Source organism: Micromonospora marina (genome assembly GCF_900091565.1).
GTDB lineage: Bacteria > Actinomycetota > Actinomycetes > Mycobacteriales > Micromonosporaceae > Micromonospora > Micromonospora marina.
The window spans coordinates 19902-44953 of record NZ_FMCV01000026.1 but is presented as its reverse complement, the minus strand read 5'-3'; the positions used below and the strand labels follow the sequence as shown (position 1 = coordinate 44953).

Here is a 25052-nt window from a genome sequence, read left to right as displayed (position 1 = left end):
CTCGGCCGGCGCGACGGCTCGGCCGAACCAACTGCCGAAAACGGAAAATAACTCCCGTGTAGTTTGGCACGCGGGTACGACAACCCCGCCGTCAGGCGGTGCGCGCCACCTCGAGCCACCGCTCCAGCGCGGCCGCGGCGGAACCCGAGTCGACCGCCTCGGCGGCCCGGTCCAGGTTGGCCCGCAGCACCTCGTACAGGTCGCCGTCGAGCGGACCCTGGGTGGCCAGCGCGACGGCGGCGTTGACCAGCACCGCGTCCCGTACCGGACCGGTCTCACCGGCGAGCAGCCGGCGGACCACGTCGGCGTTGTAGACCGCGTCCCCGCCGCGCAGGTCGGCCAGGGTGGCCCGGGGCACGCCGAGCTCGGTGGCGTCCAACACCGCCTCCGTGACTGTGCCCTGCTGCGCCACCCAGACCCGGGTGGGGGCGCCGGTGCTGAACTCGTCCAGGCCGTCCTCGCCGCGTACCACGATCGCGGAGTCACCCCGGGCCGCGAAGACGGCGGCCATCACCGGGGCCATCCGCTTGTCGAAGCAACCCACGGCACCCGCGCGGGGCCGCGCCGGGTTGGTCAGCGGGCCGAGGAAGTTGAAGGCGGTGGGTACGCCGATCTCGCGCCGGACCGGGCCGGTGTGCCGCATGCCAGGGTGGAACCGGGCGGCGAAGCAGAAGCCGATGCCGGCCTCGGTGACGCAGCGGGCCACCTGCTCGGGCGCCAGGTCGAGGGAGACGCCGAGCTGCTCCAGCACGTCCGCGGTGCCGCAGGAGGAGGAGGCGGCCCGGTTGCCGTGCTTGACCACGCGGACCCCCGCCCCGGCGACCACCAGCGCCGCCATGGTGGAGATGTTCACCGTGTGGGCGAGGTCGCCGCCGGTGCCGACCACGTCCAGCGCGGTCGCGCGTACGTCCTCGGGCAGGTGCACCGGCACCGCCCGGGTCAGCATGGCCTCGACGAGGCCGCCCAGCTCGGCGGGGGTCTCGCCCTTGGTGCGCAGCGCCACGGCGAACCCGGCGATCTGGGCCGGGGTGGCCGAGCCGGCCATGATCTCGCCCATCGCCCACGCGGTGTCGGCGGTGGAGAGCTCCTCGCCGCGCAGCAGCGCGTTGAGCAGAAGCGGCCAGGTCCGTTCGCCCATGGCGGGCCTCCCGAGCGGCGTGAGGAAAGCGGTTGGGGCGCGCTACGGCCGCGTCGCCGTGGCGCGCTGAGGCCGGGCGATCAGGCCGCGGCGTGGGTGCGGCGCAGCAGCTCCGCGACGGTGCTGCCGGCGACCACCGGGTCGAGCGGGTGGGTGAGCGTGGCGTCGACCTCGGCGTACGCGGCCAGCCAGCGGTCGGCGGCGCGAGCGAGCACCACGCAGGTCGGCGGCGCGTCGTCCCGGTCGTCCTTGATCTGGCGGGCGATGCCGATGCCGCCGCCAGGGGTCGCCTCGCCGTCGAGCAGGAGCAGGTCGATCTCGTAGTCGTCGACCAGCCGGACGCAGGCGTCGTAGTCGTCGGCCTCGACGAACTCGACCTCGAGCCCGGGCGCCGGCCGGGTGCCCACGGCCAGCCGCATCCGGTCGCGGACCTTCGGGTCGTCGCTGTAGAGCAGGACGGTGCAAAGACGATCGCTCATCGTGACGTGGCTCCCACCTCGTAGCTGCCCGCTGATCGTAGCGGTCGTCACATCCGGGTCGTCGCCCCGCCCGGGCGGGCTCGGGGCGTACCACTGACCCGGCCTCAGGCGCTGGCCTCCGCGGCGCGCTCGCGGGCCTCCTGGCGGTCCAGCTCGCGGTCGAGCCGGCGGGCCTCGCGCTCGGACTGCCTGACCCACTGGACGACCAGGACGGCGAGCATGGTGACGCTGACGAACTCGCCGCCGGCCCACAGGATGCCGCCGGCCACCACCTGGTCGTTCCAGGGGTCGGACCAATAAAGGTTCAGCGACGGGTACCAGTCGCCGCCGAACAGCGTGGTGCTCTGCATGATGGTCAGGCCGAGGACGGTGTGGAACGGCACCGAGAGCAGCATGAGCAGCGCACGCCCCGGGTACGGCCAGCGGCCGGGCAGCGGGTCCAGGCCGAGCAGGGGCCAGAAGAAGACGCAGCCGGTGGCGATGAAGTGCGCGTGGACCAGTTCGTGCGCCCAGTCGTGGCGCAGGGTGAACTCGTAGAGGTCGGTGAAGTACAGCGCGAACGGGTTCACCACGAAGATGGCGAACGCCACAAGCGGGAAGGTGTAGATCCGGATCACCTTGCTGTGCACGATCGCGAGCAGCCGCTTGCGGGGCCGTGCCGGGAGCGTGCGCAGCGCCAGCGTCATCGGGGCGCCGAGCGCCAGGAAGATCGGCGCGATCATCGACAGCACCATGTGCTGCACCATGTGCACCGAGAGCAGGGCGGTGTCGTACGCGCCGAGGCCGGTGAGCGTGACCAGCGCGATGCCGCCGAGGCCGGGGCCGAGGAACGACACGGTACGGACGACCGGCCAGCGGTCGCCGCGCAGCCGCAGCCGGTGCACCCCGTAGAGGTAGAGGCCGGCGGCCAGGACGATGCCCAGCGTGAGCCAGCTGTCCAGCCGCGTCTCGGTGAACACCCGGGTCACCGTGAACGGCGGCGGGGCGCTCTCGCCTCCCGCCGCCAGCGTCGCCGGAACAGCCGAGGTGACGGCGCGGATCTGATCGACGTGCAGCACGCTTTTCAGGGTAGGTCAGGCGAAGCGGACCACCACGATCGGGCCACGGAGGGGCCGGGTTTGGCACCCCGCTGATCGTCGGTCCCGGTCAGGGGCAATAATGACCGCGTGACTGCGGCCCCAGCCATTGACAAGAGCCGGATCCACTCCCTGACGCGGCCCAACATGGTCAGCGTCGGGACGATCGTGTGGCTCTCCAGCGAACTCATGTTCTTCGCGGCGCTGTTCGCGATGTACTTCTCCATCCGCGCGGCGGCGCCGGAGCAGTGGGAGAAGCACACCGAGGTGCTGAACGTCCCGTACGCGACCACGTTCACGGTGATCCTGGTGCTCTCCTCGATCACCTGCCAGATCGGCGTGTTCGCGGCCGAGCGCGGTGACGTCCACGCTCTGCGCCGGTGGTTCACGATCACCTTCGTGATGGGTCTGATCTTCGTGCTCGGTCAGCTCAACGAGTACCGGACCCTGGTGCACGAGGGCGTGAAGATCAACGAAGACGGTTACGGGTCGATGTTCTACCTCACGACCGGCTTCCACGGTCTGCACGTGACCGGCGGTCTCATCGCCTTCGTGATCTTCATGATCCGTACCACGATGGGCCGCTTCACCCCCGCCCAGGCGACCTCGGCGATCGTCGTGTCCTACTACTGGCACTTCGTGGACGTCGTGTGGATCGGGCTCTACGTCATGATCTACTGGCTCCAGTGATCTTGGCGCGTCACGAACCGCGCCGCTGCTCCGTCCCCTGAGACAAGGTCCAACCGGTTAAGGACACAGGTCATGACTTCTGACAACGACCGCCGACGCGGTCTGCTCGCGCGCCTGCGCGGGCGGCCCGTTGCGCGCAGCAGGGGCCGCCGCCGGCTGGGTGCCGCGGTCCGGCTGTTCGCCGCCCTGATGCTGGCCGGCGGTGCCTACACCGTTTTCGCCCCCGGCGTGCAGGCGCAGGACAACCCTCCGTTGACCGCCGCAGGCAACGAGGGTAAGGCGCTGTTCGACGTGAGCTGTGTGACCTGTCACGGTCGCAACGCGCAGGGCATCGAGGGCCGCGGTCCGAGCCTGATCGGTGTCGGGTCCGCCTCGGTCGAGTTCCAGGTCGGCAGCGGTCGCATGCCGATGGCCCGCCAGGAGGCCCAGGCGATGCGCAAGCCGCCGGTCTTCACCGACGAGCAGGTGCGCCAGCTCGGGCAGTACATCCAGGAGCTTGGCGGCGGCCCGCAGGTCCCCGGCGGCGACCTGCGTGAGGGCGCCAACCTGTCCACCGGCGGCGAGCTGTTCCGGATCAACTGCTCGCAGTGCCACGCGTTCGGCGGTGGCGGCGGCGCGCTGTCCTCCGGCAAGTACGCCCCGAGCCTCGCCCCGGCCAGCGACCGGCAGATCTACGCCGCCATGCTGAGCGGCCCGCAGAACATGCCGGTGTTCGGCGACAACCAGATCACGCCCGAGGAGAAGGCGGACATCATCGCCTACATCCAGGAGACGCTGAAGCACGACGGCGACCCGGGCGGTTTCAACCTGGGCCGCTACGGCCCGTCGACGGAGGGTCTCGCGATCTTCCTGGTCGGTATCGTCGCGCTGGTCTTCGCGAGCCTGTGGATCGCGGGCAAGTCGTGACCGGACGAATCAACGCTTCCAGTGCTGTGGCGCCGACCCCCGGCGTCACCCGTAGCGAGGTGACGGCATGAGCACCCACACCGAGCACCAGGCCCAGCAGGGCCCGGAGCCGCTCGACGTGAACGACCCCCGGCTCTCCCGGTTCGACGTCGTCCAGGAGGGCGCGCGGCGGGACGACATCGAGATCGTCCACTACGAGCCGCAGGTGGCCCCCGGCAGCAAGGCCGAGCGCCGGCTGACCCGTACGGTCGCCCTGATGTTCCTGCTGACCGGCGCCTTCGCGACCGCCTTCCTGGTGGTCTACATCTGGTGGCCGTGGCAGTGGGAGCCGGGTGCCGGCGGCGACAAGCTCTACACGCCGCTGCTCGGCGTGACCCTCGGCCTCGCGCTGCTGGGCGTCGGCTTCGGCATCCTGACCTGGGGCAAGAAGCTGCTGCCCAAGGAGGTCTCGATCCAGGACCGGCACGACCAGGTCGACAACCCGGAGGATCGCAAGATCACCGGTGAGACCATGCTCTACCTGGCCGACGAGATGGGCGTACGCCGCCGGCCGCTGCTCGGCATCTCCCTGCTCGCCGGCCTGGCGCCGGTGGGCGCGGTGGCCGCGGCCCCGCTGATCGGTGGCCTGATCGAGCAGCCGCACAAGAACAACCAGATGTTCACCACCGGCTTCCACCCCGCCGAGGGTGGCCGGAAGATCCGGCTGATCCGTGAGGACGGCCGCCCGATCCGCCCGGCCGACGTCAGCGTCGGCGGCCAGCTCACCGTGTTCCCGGGCATCGACGGCGGCGTGAGCAACCTGCACGCCGACTCGCCCACCCTGCTCATCCACCTGCGGGAGGACGACGCGCAGAAGTCGCGCGCCGCGAACGAGCGCAAGGGTCACGGCGACTACATGTGGGGCAACTACGTCGCGTACTCCAAGATCTGTACGCACGCCGGCTGCCCGGCCAGCCTCTACGAGCAGCAGACCAACCGCCTGCTCTGCCCCTGCCACCAGTCCCAGTTCCTCATCACCGACAACGCCAAGCCGATCTTCGGCCCGGCCAACCGGCCGCTGCCGCAGCTGCCGATCGAGGTGGACGAGGAGGGCTTCTTCGTGGCGAAGTCCGACTACACCGAGACCATCGGTCCCGACTTCTGGGAGCGGCCATGAAGCGCCGAAAGTTTGATGCAGCCGCGCTGCCGGCCAAGAGCGCGCGGGCGGTGGACGACCGCTTCCAGGTGGCCACGCCGCTGCGCAAGCTGCTGAACAAGGTCTTCCCCGACCACTGGTCCTTCCTGCTCGGCGAGATCGCGCTGTTCTCGTTCGTCGTCCTGCTGCTCACCGGCGTCTTCCTGACGTTCTTCTTCGAGCCGGCGATGACCGAGGTCATCTACAACGGCAGCTACGCCCCGCTGCGGGGCACCCCGATGTCGGCCGCCTACGCCTCCAGCCTGGACATCTCGTTCGACGTCCGCGGTGGCCTGATCATGCGGCAGATGCACCACTGGTCGGCCCTGCTGTTCATGGCCGCGATCGTGGTCCACATGCTGCGGGTCTTCTTCACCGGCGCGTTCCGCAAGCCGCGTGAGACCAACTGGATCATCGGCTCGCTGCTGTTCTGGGTCGGCTTCCTGGCCGGTTTCACCGGCTACTCGCTGCCGGACGACGGCCTGTCCGGCACCGGTCTGCGGATCGCCTCCGCGATCATCCTGTCGATCCCGGTGATCGGTTCCTGGGTCAGCTCGTCGATCTTCGGCGGGGAGTTCCCCGGCACCATCATCATCAGCCGCTTCTTCATCGCCCACGTGCTGCTCATCCCGGGCCTGCTGGTGGCGCTGATCAGCGTCCACCTCGGCTTGGTGTTCAAGCAGAAGCACACCCAGTGGCCCGGCCCCGGCCGGACCAACTCCAACGTGGTCGGCGAGCGGATGTTCCCGCGCTACGCGCTCAAGCAGGGCGGCTTCTTCATGGTCGTCTTCGGCGTGATCGCGCTGATGGGCGGCCTGTTCCAGATCAACCCGATCTGGCTGTTCGGCCCGTACGAGGCGTGGGTGGTCTCGGCGGCCAGCCAGCCCGACTGGTACGTCATGTTCCTCGACGGCTCGACCCGGCTCATGCCGGGCTGGGAGATCAGCATCCCGATCGGCGACGGGTACGTCATTCCACCGTTGTTCTGGCCGACAGTGGTGCTACCCGGAATCCTGGTCGGCCTGTCGACGATGTATCCGTTCCTGGAGGCGCGCCGCCTCAAGGACTACAAGCACCACAACCTGCTCCAGCGGCCCCGGGACGTTCCGGCCCGGACCGCCGTGGGCGCCATGGCGGTCACCTTCTACATCGTGCTGACCCTCTCCGGCGCCAACGACGTCATCGCGGACAAGTTCCAGATCAGCCTGAACGCGATGACCTGGGCCGGCCGGATCGGCCTGCTGATCCTGCCGCCGATCGCGTACTACGTCACGTACCGGCTCTGCCTGGGTCTGCAGCAGCACGACCGGGAGGTGCTGGCCCACGGCGTGGAGACCGGCATCATCAAGCGGCTGCCCGACGGCCGGTTCGTCGAGGTCCACCAGCCGCTCACCTCGGCCGACGGCCACGACGGTCACCCGCCGGCGCTGGACTACGTCGGCTGGGTGGTGCCGAAGAAGATGAACCGGCTCGGTGCCCTCGGCCCGGCGATCCGGGGCTTCTTCTACCCGATCGAGAAGCCGGCCGAGGCGCCGGTCTCGCCGGGGCACCCGCCGGTCGAGGCCCGGCCGGAGCGGGAGGAGATCGGCAGCGGCGAGAGCCGTCGCTGACCCTCAGCGGTACGACTGGCAGTGGCGCCCGCCGGATCCTCCGGCGGGCGCCACTGCCGTTTCCGCCCCGGTCGTCCCGTTGCCTCCCGCGCGGGCCGGACGACCGGTGCGCCGACGGCAGTCGCCCCGACACGGACGAGTGGAATCGCAGGAATAACCCCGGTCAGCCGGGTATCCGTGCGGTCCGACGTCTCATGGGGGAGGAACGAATGTTGGGAATCAAACGCCTGGGCCTGCTGGCCGCGCTGGTGGTTGTGGGGCTGGCGCCCGCCGCCGCGGCGCAGGCGGCGGCGCAGCCGTCGACGCAGGACACGCAGTACCTGCAGGCGGTGCACCAGGTCAACCTGTTCGAGATCACCGCCGGTAACCTGGCCCAGCAGAAGGGCCAGAACCAGCAGGTCAAGGACCTGGGCAAGATGTTCGTGACGGACCACACCCAGCTGGACCAGACGGTGCAGTCGACCGCGCAGCAGCTCAACGTGCAGTTGCCGGCCGAACCGACCGCCGACCAGCAGCAGGTCCTGGACGAGCTGAACAACCTCAGCGGGGCCGAGTTCGACAAGGCGTGGGTGACCGCTGAACTCGCCGGCCACGTCCAGGCGATCCAGGCCACCCAGACCGAGATCTCGCAGGGCTCCGAGCAGTCGGTGGTGCAGCTCGCCCAGGACGCGCTGCCGGTGCTCCAGGCGCACTACGACGCGCTCGTGGCCCTGGCCCAGACCCTGGGCGTCCCGGTTCCGCAGGCCAGCGCCAGCGGCACGCCCAGCCCGGGCGGCACCACGTCCCCGGGTGGCACCGAGTCGCCGGCTCCGGGTGGCACCGAGACCGAGGAGCCCGCTCCGGGCACCACGGAGACCCCGGTGCCCAGCCAGAGCTGACGTACCGCACGGTCGACGGTGGCCGGTCCGCCCGCGAGGGCGGGCCGGTCACCGGCTCGTGTCAGTCGGCGTTGGCCAGCCCGATCGCGAACGCCTCCTCCAGGTCGTGCTGGGAGTAGGCGCGGAACGCGATGTGCGACTCGGTGTTGAGCACGCCCGGCACCTTCGAGATGCTGCCGGCGATGACCTGGGCGATCTGCTCGAACTCCCGGACCCGGACCATGGCGATCAGGTCGACGTGCCCGGCCACGGAGTAGACCTCGCTGACACCGGGCAGGTTGGCCAGGGTCTCGGCCACCTCGGGGATGGAGTCGGTGGCGCAGTCGATCAGCACGATCGCGGTGATCACGGGACGGTTCTCCGTTCGTCGGCGACGAGGCCCATGCTAGAGCCCGCGGCCCTCAGCGCGCCGCCGGGACGGTCAGGTCGTCCCCGGCCCGGATCACCTCACGCAGGCGTTCCCCGGCCGCGACGGTCGCGCCCGGCCACACCACCGACCGGTCGACGTCGCCGTGCACCCGCGCGCCGGTGCCGACCACCGAGCCGGTGACCCGGCCGTCCACCGTCGCGGCCGGGTCCACCAGGCCGCCCGGTCCGGCCGCGTGTAGGTTGGCGGCCAGGTAGTCGGCCGGGGTGCCGGTGTCGTAGAACGTGCCCCGGTAGGGCACCACCGTCAGCGCCCCGGCCGCCTCCGCCGGCCGCCACACCGCCCGGACCAGGTCGCCGAACGTGGCGGGCAGGTCGCGGACCAGCCGCCAGGGCAGCAGCGAGAAACCCACGAACTCGTGGCCGTCGAAGGTGCCGGGGGCGTCCGGGTCGTCGGCGGGCCGGCCGAGCAGGCGTACGCCGTGCCCGTCCCAGCCGTGCAGCAGCGCGGCGATGTCCGGCCCGGGCGGGGCCTGCGGGTCGGCCAGGTACGCGTCGGCGTTGCCGACCAGCACGCCCCGGCCGGCGATCCACTCCCGCAGCCGGCCCACCCCTCCGGCGGTGCCCAGCGGCGCGTCCGGCTCGACCGACAGGTGGGCCCGGTCGCCCACCCGCGCGACCACCTGGTCGCCCAGGTAGCAGGCGTTCACCGCGACCCGCTCCGGGCCGGTCAGGCCGAGCCCGGCCAGCCGGGCCAGCGCCCGGTCCAGCAGCGGGATGTTACCGACCGGGCAGAGCGCCTTCGGCACCCGCTCGGTGAGCGGGCGCAGCCGGGTGCCCTCGCCCGCGGCCAGCACCACCGCGCACACCTCGACCCCCGGCGCCGGAGCGCCCGCGTACGGGGCGCTCACGGGGCCGGAGGGTGCTCGCCGGCGCGCGGGCCGATGCCGTAGTACCCGAGCAGGTTGGCGGTGGCGCGGCTGAGCCGGGGAAGGTCGTCGAGAGGATGGAACGCGGCCTCGAAGACCTCGGCACCGTCCACCTTCAGCTCGGTGGCCGACGCCGGCACCTCCGCCTCGAAGACCACGTCGACCCAGCCCTTGGCGTGCACCACCGCGTTCGGCACCGCCGGACGCAGCGCGTCGGGGGACAGGCGGACGCCGGACTCCTCGTACAGCTCACGGGCGGCGCCGACCACCGGGGCCTCGCCGCGTTGCAGCAGCCCGGCCGGCAGCGTCCAGCTGTAGCCGGGCGGCTGGCGCAGCAGCAGGATCCGACCCGCGCCGGTGGCCTCCGCGTCCCGGACCAGCGTGACCGCACCCACGATGTACTTCGGTACGGCCAGCCGGACCAGCCGCCGTCGCAGCGGGACCGGAAGCCGGTAGAAGATCTGGTAGCCGAGGGCCCGTCCGGTGGCACGCGCGCGGGGGATCATGCCGTCCAGGCTAGTGGTCCCGGCGCGGACCGGCTCCGTCTACTGCCGGTGATCGACCAGATCGATCAACTGCCGGACCACGGTGTCCGGCTCGACCGTACGGTCGAAGACCGCCACCAGCAGCGTCTCCAGGTCAGGGTAGCCCAGTTCCTCGGACAGCCGCAGCAACGGCAGGTCGCTGGCCAGGCCCCGGTTGTGCTTGCGCAACGCCAGGCCGATCGAGGCCCGGCCGAGCCGTACCTTGTCGGCGATCGAGATACCCGGCTCGGTGTGCTCGGCGAACCAGCGGTTGATCTGCATCTGGGCGTGCGGGGACTTCACGAAGCCCAGCCACTCGCGGCGCGGGCCGCGCGGGGCCACGTCCGCCTCGAAGCCGCTCTCCGCGTCGTTCTCGGTGAAGATCTCCACCACGTCGCCCTCCTCCAGTTCGGAGGCCAGCGGCGCGAGGCGGCCGTTGATCCGGGCGGCCAGGCAGTGGTCGCCGCGCTCGGTGCCCAGCTCGTACGCGAGGTCGACAGGCGTCGCCCCGGCCGGCAGCACCACCTGCCGCCCGTCGGCGACCACCTGGATCTGCGCCTCGGACAGGTCGCAGCGCAGCGACTCCATGAACTGGGTCGGGTCGACCGTCCCCTGTTCCCAGTCGAGCACCCGGCGCAGCCAGGCCAGCTCGTCCGCCCGGTCGGCGGCCCGCCCGGCGGCCCGGGGGAAGCGGTAGTGGGCGGCCACGCCGTACTCCGCGGAGCGGTGCATCTCGGTGGTGCGGATCAGCACCTCGACGGTGCGGTCCTGGGGCCCGCAGACACTGGTGTGCAGGGACCGGTAGAGGTTGTTCTTCGGGGAGGCGATGAAGTCCTTGAACCGGCCCGGCACCGGCCGCCAGAGCCCGTGCACGGCGCCCAGCGCGGCGTAACAGTCGGTCGCCGGACCGTCCACCACGATCGCGATGCGGGGCAGGTCGTACGGTACGGCGTGGTCGCCGGCGACGGTGTCCTTCCAGATCGAGTAGAGGTGCCGGGGGCGGGGGGAGACGTCGGCGTCGACCCGGTTGCGGCGCAGCGCCGCCCGGGTGCGGGCCACCACGTCGGCCAGGTAGGCGTCCCAGCCGGGCCGGTCGTGCACGAACCGGGCGATCCGCGCGTGCTCCTCCGGCCGCAGGTGCAGCAGCACCACGTCGTCCAGCTCGCGTTTGAGCGTCTGGATGCCCAGCCGGTCGCAGAGCGGGACCAGCACCTCCTGGGTCTTGCGGGCGATCCGCTCCCGGGAGGCGGCCGAGCGGACGCCGAGCGTACGCATGTTGTGCAGCCGGTCGGCCAGCTTGATCACCAGCACCCGGACGTCCTTGCCGGCCGCCACGATCATCTTGCGGACGGTCTCCGCCTCGGCGGCCTTGCCGTAGAACGCCTTGTCGAACTTGGTCACGCCGTCGACCAGGTGGGCGACCTCGCGGCCGAAGTCCTCCTGGAGCGCCTGCAGCGTGTAGCGGGTGTCCTCCACCGTGTCGTGCAGCAGCGCCGCGACCAGGGTGATGGTGTCCATGCCGAGGTCGGCGCAGATCTGCGCCACCGCCAGCGGGTGGGTGATGTACGGCTCGCCGCTCTTGCGGAACTGGCCGCGGTGCATGTTCTCGGCGATCGTGTAGGCCCGGCGCAGCACCGAGGCGTCGGCGCTCGCGTGGATGCCCCGGTGGACCCGGACCAGTGCGGTGACCGGGTCACCGTCGGAGGTCGGCCAGGTGAGCAGGGAACGCAGGCGGCGGGTGAGTGGTAGTTCGCCCTGGGTTGGAAGCGCGCCACCCAGGGCGGCGCCGTGTCCGGCGTCGACGTCCACCTGGGACACCTCCTCACCCCGGCCCTCGGCCGCCGGGAACCGGCGACCGGGAGCAGAGCCCGCGAATCGGGCAGGTCTGCACTCCTTTAACAGACTAAGGGAGTCGAGGTAGTCCGATCGGTCAGTTGGTCATGAGCGTTCGGTCGAGAGTTTGGCGGATCCGCCGTTCTCCGCCTTCGTCAGCAGGTCACGGAAACGCCCCGCGCCCGCCACCGGCGAGGCCCAGCCGTCGGTCGCCTCGACCAGCCGGGTCTCCGGTCGCTCCAACCAGGACAGGATCCGCTCGGTCTCCTCGGCCGTCGCGGCCGGCACCGGACCGTGCCCGGGCAGCACCGTCTCGGCGGTGGCGCGGATCGCGGTGATTGTGGGTCGCGGGTGGACACCCGGCGGGGACACCCCGGCCCCGGCCAGCCGGCCGTGCCGGATCAGCGCCAGCTCCCAGCCGCCCCGGGCGGCCGGCCGGGCGGCGGCGAGTTCGGCGATGCCGGTCAACGCGGCCAGCCGTTGCATCCGGACCGCCGCGCGCAGCACCGCCACCAGCCGGCCGCGGACCACCGCCGCCTCCTCGTACCGCCGGGCGGCCGACAGCACCTCGATGCGGGCGAGCAGCGCGTCCACCACCACACCGGGGTCGTTGCTGGTGGCGGTGCGGAACGGTGTCGCGGCGCGGTCGTCGTACTCCTCGGGGGTGATCCGGTGCTCGCAGGGCGCCGGGCAGCGACCCAGCTCGGCCAGCGCGCAGGCCGGCGTGGTGGTGCGCCGGGAGAGCCGGTGCGTGCACTGCCGCAGCGGCACCGCGTCGTGGAAGCCGGCGGCGGCCAGCTCCGCCGCCTGCCGGGACCGGAACGGCCCCAGGTAGGCCGTGTCGGTGGGTGCGATGGCGCGCACGACCGACAACCGGGGGTACGCCTCGTCGGTGAGCTTCAGCCACACCTGGCGCTCCGGATATTTCGACCGGCGGTTGTACGGCGGCGCGTGCGCCGCGATCAGCCGCAGCTCGCGGACCTCGGCCTCCAGCGAGTGGGCGCACTCGACCGCCTCCACCCGCTCGGCGGCGGCGAGCATCTCGGAGATCCGGGCCCGCTTCTCCGCGGCGGTGAAGTAGCTGCGGACCCGGGTGGCGATGTCGCCGGACGTGCCGACGTAGAGCGGCCGGTCGTCGGCGGCCCGGAAGATGTAGACGCCCGGCACCTTGGGCAGCCCGTCGGCGAGGTGCCGCTTGCGGCGCTGGGTGGGGGTGACCGCGCGGGCGAACTCGATCGCCTCGCCGACCGTGTCGACCCGGTGCCCGCCGAGGCGGCCGATCAGCCCGTGCAGCACGTCGACGGTGGCCTTCGCGTCGTCGAGCGCCCGGTGGGTGGGCTGGGTCGCGGTGCGGAAGTAGGCGGCGAGCGTGCCCAGCTTGCGGTTGGGCACCTCGTCGCGGGTGAGCACCCGCCGGGCCAGCGCGGCCGTGTCCAGCACCCGGGGGTTGGGCCAGCGGTAGCCGTGTTTCGCGCAGGCCGCCTTGAGGAAACCCACGTCGTACGGCGCGTTGTGGGCGACGAGCACGGCGTCGCTGACGAACTCCAGGAAGCTGGGCAGCACCTGCTCGATCGGCGGGGCGGGCAGCAGCATGGCCTGGGTGATGCCGGTGAGCACGGTGATGAACGGCGGGATCGGCACGCCCGGGTTGACGAGTGTGGCGAGCACGCCCAGCTCCTCGCCGCCGCGGACCTTCACCGCGCCGATCTCGGTGATCCCGCCGCCGTCGGGCGTGCCGCCGGTGGTCTCCAGGTCGACCACCACGAAGGTGGTCGCGTAGAGCGGCAGCGCCGGGTCGACACCGCTGCCGGCCGGGTCCAGGCCGGCCAGCGACTCCTGGACGTACTCCGCTCGTGTCACCCGCGGGACGCTAGCGGCACGGTCCGACACTCCTGTCACCGCCGCCCCAGGAGATACCACGGGGGTACGATGAGAGATCGGCTCACTCACCGGGCGGTGGGCCCGTTCGGGGTGGGAGACTTGCCTCATGCCCCTCACCGAGCCGCACGACGACCGCTCCTCCGCGGAGGAGCCGGTGGTCGGTGTGCCCGCCGACGAGGAGGCGCCGGCAGCGATCGAGCCCGAGCCCGTGCTGCCCGAGCCGGTCCGGCAGCGGATCGTCACGCTGACCGCCGCCGTGCTGCCCGGCCTGCCCGCCGACGAGGTGCCCGTGCCGCTGCGGCGGGTCGCCAAGTTCGCCCCCAACCGCCGCGCGCGCCTGGGCGCGCCCGCGATCGCCGCCCAGCTCACCGCCGACCCGCTGTTCCGGCAGCGGATCACCGCCCGGGTGCTCGCCGACGCCGGTGACCTGGGCGCGGCGGTGGTCGAGGGCACCGCGCCCGCCGCCGCCGACCCGGTCGAGGTGGCCGCCCTGGCCTACCTGGCCCGGCCCCGCGGCTGGCGGGAACTGATCGAGGCCAGCGGCGAGGCGGTACGCGCCGAGGCCGACAGCGCGGTCGTGGCCGAACTGGTCCGCGAGGCCGAGCAGCGGGCCGCCCGCGCCGAGCACGACCGGGCGGTGGCCCGGGTCGAGGCGGAGAAGCTGCGCGACGAACTGGCCCGGGTCCGGGAGGAGCTGGGTCAGCTCCGCGAGGAGGCGCGCCAGCTGACCCGTACCCTGCGGGAGACCCAGGCCCGGGAGCGCAAGGCCACCGAGATGCTCGCCACCGAGCGGGGGCGGGCGACCCGTGCCGCCGCCGACGCGGACGCGGAGCTGCGCCGCGCCCGGGCCCGGCTGGCTGAGGCGGAGGCCACCGCCGGGGTGGCCCGGGCCAGCGCCAAGGAGGCCCGCTCGGTCGACGACGCGCGGCTGTGGCTGCTGCTGGAGACGATCGGCCAGGCCGCCGTGGGGCTGCGCCGCGAGCTGGCGCTCGACCCGGTGGACAAGCTCCCGGCCGACTTCGTCGCCGACGCGTTCGCCGAGCAGCCGGGCGCGGCAGCGGCCGGCCCGTCGACCCGGGCCCGCGACACCGACGACCCGGCCCGCCTCGACCAGTTGCTCGCGCTGCCGCGGGCGCACCTGGTGGTGGACGGCTACAACGTGACCAAGCGCGGCTTCGGCGAGATGTCGCTGGAGCAGCAGCGCAAGCGGCTCATCACCGGGCTGGGCGGGATCGCCGCGCAGACCGGGGACGAGGTCACAGTCGTCTTCGACGGCGCCGAGCGGATCCACGGGCTGCCCCCGGCTCCGCGCGGCGTACGCGTGCTGTTCTCCCGCAAGGGCGAGACCGCCGACGAGCTGATCCGCCGGCTGGTCCGCGCCGAGCCGGCCGGGCGGCCGGTGGTGGTGGTCTCCTCCGACCGCGAGGTCGCCGACGGGGTACGCCGGCACGGCGCGTACCCGCTGGGCGCCGACTCGCTGCTGCGGCGCCTGGCCCGGTCCTGAACTTCGCCCCTACCTGATCGACGCCAGGTCGGGGAGGTGGCGGGTCGAGGGCGTGTTGATCGCGCCACTTCGGCGTACTGGTTCGGGTTCGCGGCGGGTGCTGCCTCGTTGTCCGGTTCTGTCATACCCGAGCGTTAGCGTTCCGGTGACCGACGGTGGTGGTCCCTTGCCTGAGCGCCACCGGCGACCTGTCAGGAGGCGTTGATGCTCATCGACTGCGACACCTGCGGCAACCGCGGTGCCGGCTGCTCCGGCTGCCTGGTGACCGCACTGCTCGACTCCGACCCGGCCGACCTGGGCCCGGCCGAGCACCGGGCGATCGAGGTGTTCGCGCGGGCCGGGTTCGAGGTCGAGGTGCTGCCACCCGCGCCCGCCGCGGCGCCGGCCCCGAGACGGGCGCCGCCGCCCCGCCGCACCGGCCGCCGCCGGATCGCCTGACGCTCCCGCTGCCCGCTGCCCGCTGCCCGCTGCCCGCTGCCCGCTGCCCGCTGCCCGCTGCCCGCTGCCCGCGCCGGGCAATAGGATGGGCGGTCACGGCGGGAGGGGGCGGCATGACTCGGACCGGGCACGACGGCGGGGCGGGGCGATGACCCCGCGCGCCTGGGCGTTGCTGACCCTCGGCGGCCTGGTGGTCGCGCTGCTCGTGGCGGTGGCGCTGCTGGTGCCGTGGAGCCGTCCGCCGGCACCCCGCGCCGACCAGCTCGCGGCGCTGCGGGATCTCCCGGCCGAGCAGGTGACCCGGGGCCGGGCGTTCCACGGCGCGCTGCGCCCGGCGGCCTGGTCGGCGCTGGCGGTCGGGCTGGTGGTGGCGCTGCTGCTCGGGCTGACCCCGCTGGGCGGGCGCCTGGTCGAACTGGTCGGCCGGCCGTTCGGCGGGCACTGGATCGCGCAGGCCGTGCTCGGCGGGCTGGCCGTCGTGTTCCTCGCCGACCTGCTCACGCTGCCGTTCGCGGCCTGGCGAAGAACCGTGCTGGTCCGGTACGGGCTGAGCACCCAGGGCTGGGGCGGCTGGGCGGTCGACCTGCTCAAGTCGTACGCGGTCAGCGCGGTGATCGGCGCGCTGGTACTGCTCGGCTTCTACACCGTGGTCCGGCTCGCCCCGCGCTGGTGGTGGGCGTTCGGCGCGGCCGGAGCGGCGGCCCTGGTGGTGGTGCTGTCGTTCGTGCTGCCGGTGCTGGTCGAGCCGGTGTTCAACAGGTTCACGCCGATGGAGCCGGGCCCGCTGCGCAGTGAGCTGACCGCGATGGCCGCCCGGGACGGCGTACCGGTGCGTGACGTGCTCGTCGCCGACGCGTCCCGGCGCACCAGCGCGGTGAACGCGTACGTCTCCGGGCTCGGCCCGACGCGGCGGGTGGTCGTCTACGACACGCTGCTGCGCGAGGCGGAGCCGGCCGAGGTGACCAGCGTGGTCGCCCACGAGCTGGGGCACGCCAAGGACCGGGACGTGTGGACCGGCACGGTGCTCGGCGCGCTCGGCGCCGCCGCCGCCGTGGTGGCGCTCTACCTGATCGGCTCGTGGACGCCGCTGCTACGGCTCGCCGGCGTCGACTCGATCGCCCAGCCGCGGGCGTTCCCACTGCTGATCGCGCTGGTCACGGTCGCCGGCCTGCTCGCCACCCCGGTCCAGGCGCTGGTCTCGCGCCGGATCGAGGCCCGCGCCGACGCTCATGCGCTGGCACTCACCGGCGACCCGGCGACGTTCGAGGCGATGCAGCGGCGACTGGCCGGGGTCAACCTGGCCGACCCCGACCCGCCGCGCTGGGAGCGCCTCTGGTCGGCGACCCACCCGTCCACCGTGGAGCGGATGGCCGCCGCCCGCGCCTACGCCAGGGAGTCCGGCCGATGAGCCGTACCGTGCTGATCACCAACGACTTCCCGCCGCGCCCCGGCGGCATCCAGTCGTTCGTGCACAACCTCGCGGTACGCCAGCAGCCCGGCGCGGTGGTGGTGTACGCGTCGAGCTGGCGCGGGGCGGAGAAGTTCGATGCCGACCAGCCGTTCGAGGTGGTCCGGGAGCGGACCCGGGTGCTGCTGCCCACCCCGCTGATCGCCCGGCGGGCGGCGCGGCTGGCGCGCGCGTACGACTGCGACACCGTGTGGTTCGGCGCGGCGGCCCCGCTGGGGCTGCTCGCGGGGGGCCTGCGGCGGCGGGCCGGGATCCGCCGGGCGGTGGCGCTCACCCACGGCCACGAGGTCGGCTGGGCGGCACTGCCCGGCGCCCGGTCGGCGCTGCGCCGGATCGGCCGGGGCGTGGACGTGACCACCTACCTCGGCGAGTACACCCGGGCGCGGCTGGCCCGCGCACTGGACGGGCTGACCGAGTTGCGGCGGCTCGCGCCCGGCGTGGACGTGGAGACCTACCACCCGGATGTCGACGGCGGGCGGGTCCGGTCGCGGCTCGGGCTGGCCGACCGGCCGGTGGTGGTGTGCGTGTCGCGGCTGGTGCCCCGCAAGGGCCAGGACATGCTGATCCGCGCGCTGCCGGAGATCCGCCGCCGGGTGCCCGACGCCGCGCTGCTCGTGGTCGGCGGCGGCCCGTACCGCTCGACGCTGGAGAAGCTGGCCCGGCAGACCGGGCTGGAACGCGACGTGGTCTTCACCGGCTCGGTGCCCTCCGCCGAGCTGCCCGCCCACTACGCGGCCGGTGACGTCTACGCGATGCCGTGCCGCACCCGCAACCGGGGCCTGGACGTGGAGGGCCTCGGGATCGTCTACCTGGAGGCGAGCGCGACCGGGCTGCCGGTGGTGGCCGGCGACTCCGGTGGTGCCCCGGACGCGGTCCGCGAGGGGGAGACCGGGTACGTGGTCGGCGGCCGGAACGTGGCCCAGCTCGCCGACCGGGTGGCCACACTGCTCGCCGACCGGGACCTGGCCCGGCAGTTCGGCGCCGCCGGCCGCGCCTGGGTGGAGCGGGAGTGGCGCTGGGAGACGCAGGCGCAGCGGATGGCCGCCCTGCTGGCCGGCTGACCGCGCGCCGGTTGGGTCAGGGAGGCCGCGTGCCGGCCGGATCAGGGCACCGCCGGCCGGGTCAGGGAGGCCGGGTCAGGAAGCCGCGTCGACGTGGGCGGGCACCCGGCCCAGGTGCGGCGCGGCCGGGCCGGGACGGCCGAAGTGCCAGCCCTGCCCGGCGTCGCAGCCGATCGCGCGCAGCCGGTCCGCCTGGTCGGCCGTCTCCACGCCCTCGGCGGTGACGGTGAGGTCCAGCGCGTGCGCCAGCGAGACGAGCGAGGCGAGGATCCGCTCGTCGGTACGGCTGCCCGGCGCGCGCAGGCCGGTCACGAACTCGCCCGCCACCTTCAGCTCGTCGACCGGCAGGTCCCGCAGGTACGCGAGGTTGCAGTAGCCGGTGCCGAAGTCGTCGATGGCGACCCGGACCCCGAGGTCGCCGAGCACCCGCAGGGCCCGCACCGGCTCGACCACCGTGCTCATCATGGTGCTCTCGGTGATCTCCAGTTGCAGCCGGTGCGGCGGTAGGCCGGTGCGCCCGAGCACCCCCCGTACCTCGGTCACCAGGTCGGCGCGGTGCAACTGCCGCACGGCGAGGTTGACGCTGACGAACGGCGCGTCGCCGTCCGCGCCCGGCCAGGTGCCCGCCTCGCGGCACGCCTCGGCCAGCACCCAGCTGCCGAGCCGGACGATCAGCCCGGTCTCCTCGGCCAGCGGGATGAAGCTGTCCGGCCGCAGCACACCCAGCTCCGGGTGACGCCAGCGCACCAGCGCCTCCATGCCGAGCACCCGCCCGTCGCGCAACGACGTCAGCGGCTGGTAGTCGAGGTAGAACTCGCCCCGGTCCAGCGCGGCGGGGATCGCCGCGGAAAGCGCGTACCGGGCCAGCTCGCGGCGGTTGCGGTCGGCGTCGAACAGCGACCAGCGGGCCCCACCGGCGGCCTTGGCCCAGTGCAGGGTGCTGTCGGCCGCGCGCATCAGGTCCATCGGCGAGGTGCCTGTCACCGGGCGCTCCACGATGCCGATGCTGGCGGACACGGTCAGCTCGTGGCCGTCGACGAGCGCCGGTTCGCGTACCGCGGCCAGCGCCGCCTCGGCGACCTTCACCGCGTCGTCGGTGCCGGCGGTGCGTTCGACCAGGATCACGAACTCGTCGCCGCCGAGCCGTGCGACCAGGTGTTCGCCGAGCGCCCGGTGCAGGCGCTGCGCCACAGTGACCAGCAGCGAGTCGCCGATCTGGTGGCCGAGGGAGTCGTTTACGACCTTGAACCGGTCCAGGTCGAGGAAGCAGACACCGACCCGGTCGGCGCCCCGCCCCGGCGCGGTGATCGCGGCGGTCAGCCGTTCGGTGAACAGCGTGCGGTTCGGCAGGCCGGTGAGCGGGTCGTGGGTGGCCTGGTGCCGGAACCGGGCCTCGCTGTCGCGCAGCGCCCGTTCCGCCTGCGCCCGGGCCATCATGGCGGCGCGGCGGATGGACTCCTGCTCGTCCAGCGTGCGGTCGCGCAGGGCGCGGGCGTAGCCGGTGGCGACGGTGGCGAGCAGCCGGGCCATCCGGTCCTCGACGTCGTCGACGACCAGGTCGAGATCGCGGACCAGGCGTAGCTGGATCACCTCGACGGTGCGGCCCAGCCCTTCCGCGGAGGCGATGTGCGCCTGCACCAGCTCCGCGCCGACCTGCTGGCCGATCCGCAGGTCGAACGGCTCGGCGCGCAACGCCTGGGCGAGCCGGTCGGTGAGCCGCTGCAGCATCTCCTCCAGCTGCGCCTGGGTCATCGGCAGGTAGCTCGTGCCGGACACCGCCTTGGCCCAGGCCCGGGCGAACACGCCGGGCCGGCAGCGGGTCGCGTCGTCACCCACCGAGCCGCCCGACCCCGCCCATGAACACGGCCCGTTCGGCGTTCTCCGCCTGGTCGGGGGAGTCCGGCCGCCACTGCGGCACCCACACCACACCCGGGTCGACCAGCTCGAAGCCGTCGAACAGCGCGGTCAGCTCGGATCGGCTGCGGACCCAGAGCTGGCTGTCGGTGCGCCGGTAGACCCGTTCCGCCTCGGCCCGCTCGCCGGTGCCGTCGCGGCCCTCATCGCTGGCCTGGGAGAGCACCAGGTGGCTGCCGGGCGCCAGCGCACCGCGCAGCGTCCGGAGGATCTCCTCGGGCCGGTCGGCGTCCGGGACGAAGTGCAGCACCGCCACGACCATCACGGCGACCGGCCGGCTGAAGTCCAGCAGCCGGGTGACCTCCGGGTGGGTCAGGATCGCCTCCGGGTTGCGCAGGTCCTCCTGGAGCACCGCGGCGTGCGCGTTGCCGGCCAGGATCTCCTGACTGTGCGCCACCGCCACCGGGTCCACGTCGACGTAGACCACGCGCGACTCCGGATCGATCCGCTGGGCGATCTCGTGCACGTTGCCGACGGTCGGGATGCCGGAGCCGATGTCCAGGAACTGGCGGATGCCCGCCTGGGCGAGGTACTGCACCGCCCGGCGCAGGAACGCGCGGTTGGCCTGGGCCATCAGCGGCGCCTCCGGTACCGCCTCCACCATCGCGCGGGCGGCCGCCCGGTCGGCGGCGAAGTTGTGCGAGCCGCCGAGGTAGTAGTCGTACATGCGGGCGACGCTGGGGCGCTCGATGTCGATGGTCTCGGGTGCCCAGTCCGGCCGCTGCATGTCCTGCCCCTCGGGTGTCGGCGACACGCGGTCGTCACCGCCGCGCGGATCACCCGGGTATTCTGCCCCTCCGCCGCCGCGCTGCAAAGACCGCCGTCACTGGGCGTCCGGCCGCTCACCGTGCGCGACCACATCGGGGCCGGGAACGCCGAGAGGCCCGCGTCCGAGGTGGACGGGGCCTCTTCCGGCGGTGCGCCGTTCAGAACTTCGGGGCGTCCGGGGCCTCCAGCAGCCCCAGCCGCAGCGCGGTCATCAGGGCCTGCGCCCGGTTGGCCGCACCCAGCTTCTCGTAGAGCTTCGAGATGTGGGTCTTGGCGGTCGACTCGCTGACGAACAGCTGCTTGGCGATGCCGGCCACGCTCATGCCGTCGGCGAGCAGACGCAGCACCTGGCCCTCACGGGGGGACAGCTGCGGGCCGGACGGCGCAAGCCGGCGCTTCATCGCCTCGGCCAGGTCGGCGGCGGTGAACGCGCTGGGGGAGGAGGCGGCGTGCCGGGCGGCGGCCACCACCTCGTCGGCCGGGGCGGTCTTCGGCACGAACGCGCTCGCGCCCGCCTCCAGGGCGCCGAAGAGCTGGTCGTCGCCGGCGTACATGGTCAGCACGACGATGCCCATCGACGCGCTGGACTTGCGCAGGGCGCGGGTGGCCTCCAGGCCGCTGCCGTCGGGCAGGCGGAGGTCCATGATCACCACGTCGGGCTGGAGCGCACCGGCCTGGCGCACGCCCTCCGCCGCGGTGGCCGCCTCGCCCACGACCTCGAACTGGCGGTCCCGCTCGAACGCGTGACGCAGCCCCTTGCGGATGAGGTCGTGGTCGTCGACCAGGAGAACCTTGGTACGGGTGGCCGGTGTCGGACTGCTGGTCATCCTCGGGTTACTCCCCTTCTGCTGCTGCGGCGCTGCCGCGCACCTTATCGCGCCGGGGCGACGAACCGAGCACCACCGCCACAGTCGTCCCACTCGGCTGTCGCGGCCTGATCTCCAACCGGCCTCGGATACGTTCCGCCCTCTCGGCCATGATCGCAAGGCCATAGTGCCCGTCCGGGCGCTGGTCACCGATGCCGTGACCGTCATCCGACACTTCGATCCGGGTGTACGGGGGATCCACCTCGCACGTGACCCACAGGTTCGACGCGCCGGCGTGCTTGCGCGCGTTGGTCACCGCCTCCTGCGCGATGCGCAGCAACTCGGCCTCGGTGGCGGCCGGCAGCCGGGCGGTGGACTCGTCCAGCGACAGGTGCACCCGCAGGCCGCCGGAGGCGCCGACGGTGCGGGCGTACTCGGCGATCGCGGCGGCCAGGCCACCGTGCCGGTCCACCTCGCTGCGCAGCTCGAACAGGCTCAGCCGCAGCTCGGTGATCACCCGGGTGACCTCCTGGCGCAACGTCCGCAGCGAGTCGGCCGTCTCCTCGGCGTCGTCGTGGACGGTGGCCAGCGCGTTGTCGATGCCGTACCCGACCATGACCAGCTCCTGGGCGACCCCGTCGTGGATCTCCCGGGCCAGCCGCTGCCGCTCCTCGTTCGTCGCCAGCGAGCGCACCTCGTCGAAGAGCAGCGCCGCCTCCAGCCGCAGCGCCGCCGGGCCGGTCAGCGCCGTCACCCGGGACACCACCGGCGGCGGGTACGCGGCGGCGGTGTCCGCCTCGATCACCACCAGGCCGACGGTGCGTACGCCCGCCACCAGCGGGACGATCAGCGCGGAGACCTCGCCGGAGTGCCGGGACCGGGCCTGCGAGCGGGCCGAGACGGTCGGTTGCTGGCTGGCCCAGGCGTCGGCGATGGCCGAGTCGGCGTCGAGCGTGGTCTCCCAGTCGACCCGGTCCGCGCCGATCTGCGCGAGCACCACGAGCCGGCCGCCGCCGCTGGCGGACAGCACCGCGCCCCGGTCGGTCTTGGCCACCACCCGCAGCTCCTCCAGCAGGTGCTCGGAGATGCCGCCCGGGTCCAGCGTGGCGCCGGGCAGCTGGCGGGCGACCGTACGGAGCTGGGTGAGCAGGCGGGTCGCCTCGGCGTACGGCTGGGGTTTGCCCTCGCCGCGCACCCGCATGACGCGCTGGAGCGTGCCGGCGGTGTAGAGGCCGAGCCCGGCGAGGATCAGCCACTGGGCGCAGACCGCGAGGTAGCCGACCTGGCCGAGCTGCGGTCCGCCGTCGACCTGGGTGAACGCGGCGCTGGCCAGCAGCGTCGCCGCCGCCACGGTGAGCAGCGCGGCACCTTCGCGGAACCGGCGGCTCAGCGCGGTGACGGTGACCGGCACGGCGAGGTACGGCAGCACCGCCGAGGCGCCCACCCCGCCGGTCACGCCGGACAGGTGGGTGTCGGCGGCGACCTGGCTGGCGGCCAGCCCGAGCACCACGACCTCGGCGAAGCGGCTGATCGGGGCGAGCAGCCGGTGCTGGGGGGCGAGCACGGCGGGCAGGCCGGCGACGCCCAGCAGCGCGATCCACCAGAGCTGGGTGGCGTCGCGGGTGGCGAACAGGGTCAGGGCGGCGACCAGCGCGAGGACGACCGCGCGAGCCGCCGCGGCGAGGGGCTGCGTCGACGGCTGGCGGGATGTGGAGGCGGGCACGTGACGGATGGTAGTCAGCCCCGGTAGATCTCGGCGATCTCCGCGGCGTACGTCTTGTGCACGACCTGACGCTTGACCTTCAGCGACGGGGTCAGCTCGCCGGTGGTCTCGGTGAAGTCCTGCGGCAGGATCCGGAACACCTTGATCGCCTCGGCCTTGGAGACCGCCTGGTTGGCCTGGTCGACCGCGGACTGCACCTCGGCTCGCAGCGCCGCGTCCTCGCGCAGCTCGGCGATGCTCGTGGTCTCCGGGCGCCCCTGCCCGGCCAGCCACTTCGGCAGCGCCTCCTCGTCGATGGTGACCAGGGCGGCGATGAACGGCTGCCGGTCGCCGATCACCACGCACTGGCTGATCAGCGGGTGCGCCCGTACCTGGTCCTCCAGCACCGCCGGGGCGACGTTCTTGCCGCCGGCGGTCACGATGATCTCCTTCTTCCGGCCGGTGATGCTCAGGTAGCCGTCCTCGTCGAGCCGCCCGAGGTCGCCGGTGCGGAACCAGCCGTCGGCGGTGATCGCCTCGGCGGTGGCCGCGTCGTTGTGCCAGTAGCCCTGGAAGACGATGTCGCCGGCGATGAGGACCTCGCCGTCGTCGTCGATCCGGATGGTGACGCCGGGCAGCGGGCGGCCGACGGTGCCGATCCGGGTGCCGGTGGGCAGGTTGGCGGCGGCGGCCGGGGAGGTCTCGGTGAGGCCGTACCCCTCGCAGATGGTCACTCCGACGCCGCGGAAGAAGTGCCCGAGCCGCGCGCCGAGCGGCGCGCCGCCGGAGATGGCGTCGCGGCACCGGCCGCCCATCGCCGCCCGCAGCTTGCGGTAGACCAGCTTGTCGAAGACGGCGTGCTGGGCGCGCAGCCCCAGGCCGGGACCGCCGGGCAGTTCCTGCGCCTCGCTCCACGCGATGGCGACCTTCTCCGCGCGGTCGAAGATCTTGCCCTTCCCCTCGGCCTCGGCCTTCTGCCGCGCGCCGTTGTAGACCTTCTCGAAGACCCGGGGTACGGAGAGCACGAACGTCGGCTTGAAGTCCTGGAGCTCGGCGACCAGGTTCTTGGTGTCGGAGCAGTGCGCCATGGTGGCCCGGGCGTGCACCACGCCGACCTGGATGAGCCGGGCGAAGGCGTGCGCGAGCGGCAGGAACAGCAGGGTGGAGGCGCCCTGGCGGAACAGGTTCGGCAGCACCGGCACCGCGTTGGCGATGTCGGAGTAGATGTTGCGGTGGGTCAGCACGCAGCCCTTGGGCCGGCCGGTGGTGCCACTGGTGTAGATGATCGTGGCGACGTCGTCGGCCTTGAGCAGCGAGCGGCGGGTCTCCACCTCGGCCTGGTCCACCGACGCGCCGGCGGCGATTAGGTCGTCGACCGCGCCCAGGTCGATCTGCCACACCTCGCGCAGTTCGGGCAGCCGGTCCCGGACGCCGGCGACCAGGGTGGCGTGCGCGGTGCTCTCCACCACCACGGCGACGGCGCCGGAGTCGCCGAGGATCCAGGCGGCCTGCTCGGCGCTGGAGGTCTCGTAGATCGGCACGGTCACCGCACCGGCCGCCCAGATCGCGTAGTCGAACAGCGTCCACTCGTAGCGGGTGCGGCTCATCAGGCCGACCCGGTCGCCGGGGGAGACGCCGGCCGCGATCAGGCCCTGCGCCACCGCCGCCACCTCGTCGCGGAACTGGCGGCAGGTGACCTCCTCGCGCGCGTCCGTCCCCGCGCCGGGGCGGACGAACTGCACGGTGTCCGGGGCGACCTCGGCGTTTTCCCAGACCGGGTCGGTCAGGGTGGCCGCGTCGCCGACGGTGACGATCGGCGGGACGGAGAACTCGCGCACCTGCACTCCCTCGTGCTCTACCGGCGGGGGCCGGCCTGGTCGGCTCTGTCGAAACCTACCCGCACACCC

Annotated in this window: 21 protein-coding genes and 1 pseudogene; 9 read left to right on the top strand and 13 right to left on the bottom strand. The window is 73.2% G+C overall.

The window, feature by feature from the left end:
* Positions 1-91: 91 nt before the first annotated feature.
* The 3 genes from trpD to GA0070215_RS24240 form a co-directional block, all read right to left on the bottom strand.
* Entirely contained in the window at positions 92-1138 is a 1047-nt protein-coding gene (trpD, locus tag GA0070215_RS24250) for an anthranilate phosphoribosyltransferase (RefSeq protein ID WP_018785351.1), read from the bottom strand.
* Positions 1139-1218: 80 nt separating this feature from the next.
* On the bottom strand, positions 1219-1617 hold the full coding sequence (locus GA0070215_RS24245; protein ID WP_018785350.1) for a response regulator: 399 nt from the start codon (positions 1615-1617) through the stop codon (positions 1219-1221).
* 104 nt (positions 1618-1721) lie between these two features.
* Positions 1722-2675, bottom strand: coding sequence for a cytochrome c oxidase assembly protein (locus tag GA0070215_RS24240; protein WP_018785349.1), 954 nt, complete (start codon positions 2673-2675; stop codon positions 1722-1724).
* Between the two features lie 108 nt (positions 2676-2783).
* Between GA0070215_RS24240 and ctaE the strand changes: the two genes are divergently transcribed.
* From ctaE to GA0070215_RS24215, 5 genes are all read left to right on the top strand, one after another.
* Positions 2784-3383 (top strand): aa3-type cytochrome oxidase subunit III, encoded by a 600-nt coding sequence (gene ctaE, locus GA0070215_RS24235; RefSeq protein ID WP_026267866.1) that lies wholly within the window; start codon positions 2784-2786, stop codon positions 3381-3383.
* A gap of 72 nt (positions 3384-3455) precedes the next feature.
* Positions 3456-4289 carry a cytochrome bc1 complex diheme cytochrome c subunit gene (gene qcrC, locus GA0070215_RS24230; protein ID WP_018785347.1) on the top strand — a complete coding sequence of 278 codons (834 nt, stop codon included), beginning with the start codon at positions 3456-3458 and terminating at the stop codon, positions 4287-4289.
* Between the two features lie 67 nt (positions 4290-4356).
* Positions 4357-5445 carry a cytochrome bc1 complex Rieske iron-sulfur subunit gene (qcrA, locus tag GA0070215_RS24225; RefSeq protein WP_018785346.1) on the top strand — a complete coding sequence of 363 codons (1089 nt, stop codon included), beginning with the start codon at positions 4357-4359 and terminating at the stop codon, positions 5443-5445.
* On the top strand, positions 5442-7073 hold the full coding sequence (gene qcrB / locus GA0070215_RS24220; RefSeq protein ID WP_026267865.1) for a cytochrome bc1 complex cytochrome b subunit: 1632 nt from the start codon (positions 5442-5444) through the stop codon (positions 7071-7073). Before qcrA ends, qcrB begins: the two co-directional genes overlap by 4 nt.
* 209 nt (positions 7074-7282) lie before the next feature.
* The gene (locus tag GA0070215_RS24215; protein WP_018785344.1) at positions 7283-7951 is read left to right on the top strand and encodes a DUF4142 domain-containing protein; all 669 of its coding nucleotides are present in this window, start codon (positions 7283-7285) and stop codon (positions 7949-7951) included.
* Positions 7952-8012: 61 nt separating this feature from the next.
* Here GA0070215_RS24215 and GA0070215_RS24210 read toward each other — a convergent pair whose 3' ends face one another.
* The 5 genes from GA0070215_RS24210 to GA0070215_RS24190 all read right to left on the bottom strand — a co-directional run bounded on the left by GA0070215_RS24210 (position 8013) and on the right by GA0070215_RS24190 (position 13463).
* Positions 8013-8300 carry an Lrp/AsnC family transcriptional regulator gene (locus tag GA0070215_RS24210; protein WP_013287689.1) on the bottom strand — a complete coding sequence of 96 codons (288 nt, stop codon included), beginning with the start codon at positions 8298-8300 and terminating at the stop codon, positions 8013-8015.
* A 52-nt stretch (positions 8301-8352) separates the two neighbouring features.
* Complete coding sequence (locus GA0070215_RS24205; RefSeq protein ID WP_091050221.1) at positions 8353-9228, bottom strand: nucleotidyltransferase family protein; 876 nt, start codon at positions 9226-9228, stop codon at positions 8353-8355.
* On the bottom strand, positions 9225-9752 hold the full coding sequence (locus GA0070215_RS24200; RefSeq protein ID WP_091050218.1) for an NUDIX domain-containing protein: 528 nt from the start codon (positions 9750-9752) through the stop codon (positions 9225-9227). Before GA0070215_RS24200 ends, GA0070215_RS24205 begins: the two co-directional genes overlap by 4 nt.
* A 39-nt stretch (positions 9753-9791) precedes the next feature.
* Positions 9792-11579 (bottom strand): RelA/SpoT family protein, encoded by a 1788-nt coding sequence (locus GA0070215_RS24195; protein ID WP_026267863.1) that lies wholly within the window; start codon positions 11577-11579, stop codon positions 9792-9794.
* A gap of 129 nt (positions 11580-11708) precedes the next feature.
* Positions 11709-13463 (bottom strand): DEDD exonuclease domain-containing protein, encoded by a 1755-nt coding sequence (locus tag GA0070215_RS24190; protein WP_091050214.1) that lies wholly within the window; start codon positions 13461-13463, stop codon positions 11709-11711.
* Between the two features lie 127 nt (positions 13464-13590).
* Between GA0070215_RS24190 and GA0070215_RS24185 the strand changes: the two genes are divergently transcribed.
* The 4 genes and pseudogenes from GA0070215_RS24185 to GA0070215_RS24170 all read left to right on the top strand — a co-directional run bounded on the left by GA0070215_RS24185 (position 13591) and on the right by GA0070215_RS24170 (position 17955).
* The gene (locus GA0070215_RS24185) at positions 13591-14988 is read left to right on the top strand and encodes an NYN domain-containing protein (RefSeq protein ID WP_091050211.1); all 1398 of its coding nucleotides are present in this window, start codon (positions 13591-13593) and stop codon (positions 14986-14988) included.
* Between the two features lie 204 nt (positions 14989-15192).
* Positions 15193-15400: pseudogene (locus GA0070215_RS24180) on the top strand (hypothetical protein); the annotation flags it as partial.
* 174 nt (positions 15401-15574) lie between these two features.
* Positions 15575-16834 (top strand): M48 family metallopeptidase, encoded by a 1260-nt coding sequence (locus tag GA0070215_RS24175; protein ID WP_091050204.1) that lies wholly within the window; start codon positions 15575-15577, stop codon positions 16832-16834.
* Positions 16831-17955: a glycosyltransferase family 4 protein gene (locus tag GA0070215_RS24170; RefSeq protein WP_091050200.1), complete on the top strand. Its 1125-nt coding sequence runs from the start codon at positions 16831-16833 to the stop codon at positions 17953-17955. The genes GA0070215_RS24175 and GA0070215_RS24170 overlap by 4 nt, the downstream gene beginning before the upstream one ends.
* Positions 17956-18030: 75 nt before the next feature.
* Here the strand turns inward: GA0070215_RS24170 and GA0070215_RS24165 are convergent, their stop codons facing one another.
* The 5 genes from GA0070215_RS24165 to GA0070215_RS24145 all read right to left on the bottom strand — a co-directional run bounded on the left by GA0070215_RS24165 (position 18031) and on the right by GA0070215_RS24145 (position 24983).
* Positions 18031-19707 carry a putative bifunctional diguanylate cyclase/phosphodiesterase gene (locus GA0070215_RS24165; protein WP_244167133.1) on the bottom strand — a complete coding sequence of 559 codons (1677 nt, stop codon included), beginning with the start codon at positions 19705-19707 and terminating at the stop codon, positions 18031-18033.
* A gap of 76 nt (positions 19708-19783) precedes the next feature.
* Positions 19784-20596 (bottom strand): SAM-dependent methyltransferase, encoded by an 813-nt coding sequence (locus tag GA0070215_RS24160; protein WP_091050194.1) that lies wholly within the window; start codon positions 20594-20596, stop codon positions 19784-19786.
* A gap of 199 nt (positions 20597-20795) precedes the next feature.
* Complete coding sequence (locus tag GA0070215_RS24155; RefSeq protein ID WP_013287678.1) at positions 20796-21464, bottom strand: response regulator transcription factor; 669 nt, start codon at positions 21462-21464, stop codon at positions 20796-20798.
* 7 nt (positions 21465-21471) lie between these two features.
* Positions 21472-23166, bottom strand: a complete 1695-nt coding sequence (locus tag GA0070215_RS24150; protein ID WP_018785333.1) for a sensor histidine kinase — start codon at positions 23164-23166, stop codon at positions 21472-21474.
* A gap of 14 nt (positions 23167-23180) precedes the next feature.
* Positions 23181-24983 (bottom strand): AMP-dependent synthetase/ligase, encoded by a 1803-nt coding sequence (locus GA0070215_RS24145; RefSeq protein WP_091050290.1) that lies wholly within the window; start codon positions 24981-24983, stop codon positions 23181-23183.
* Positions 24984-25052: the final 69 nt, after the last annotated feature.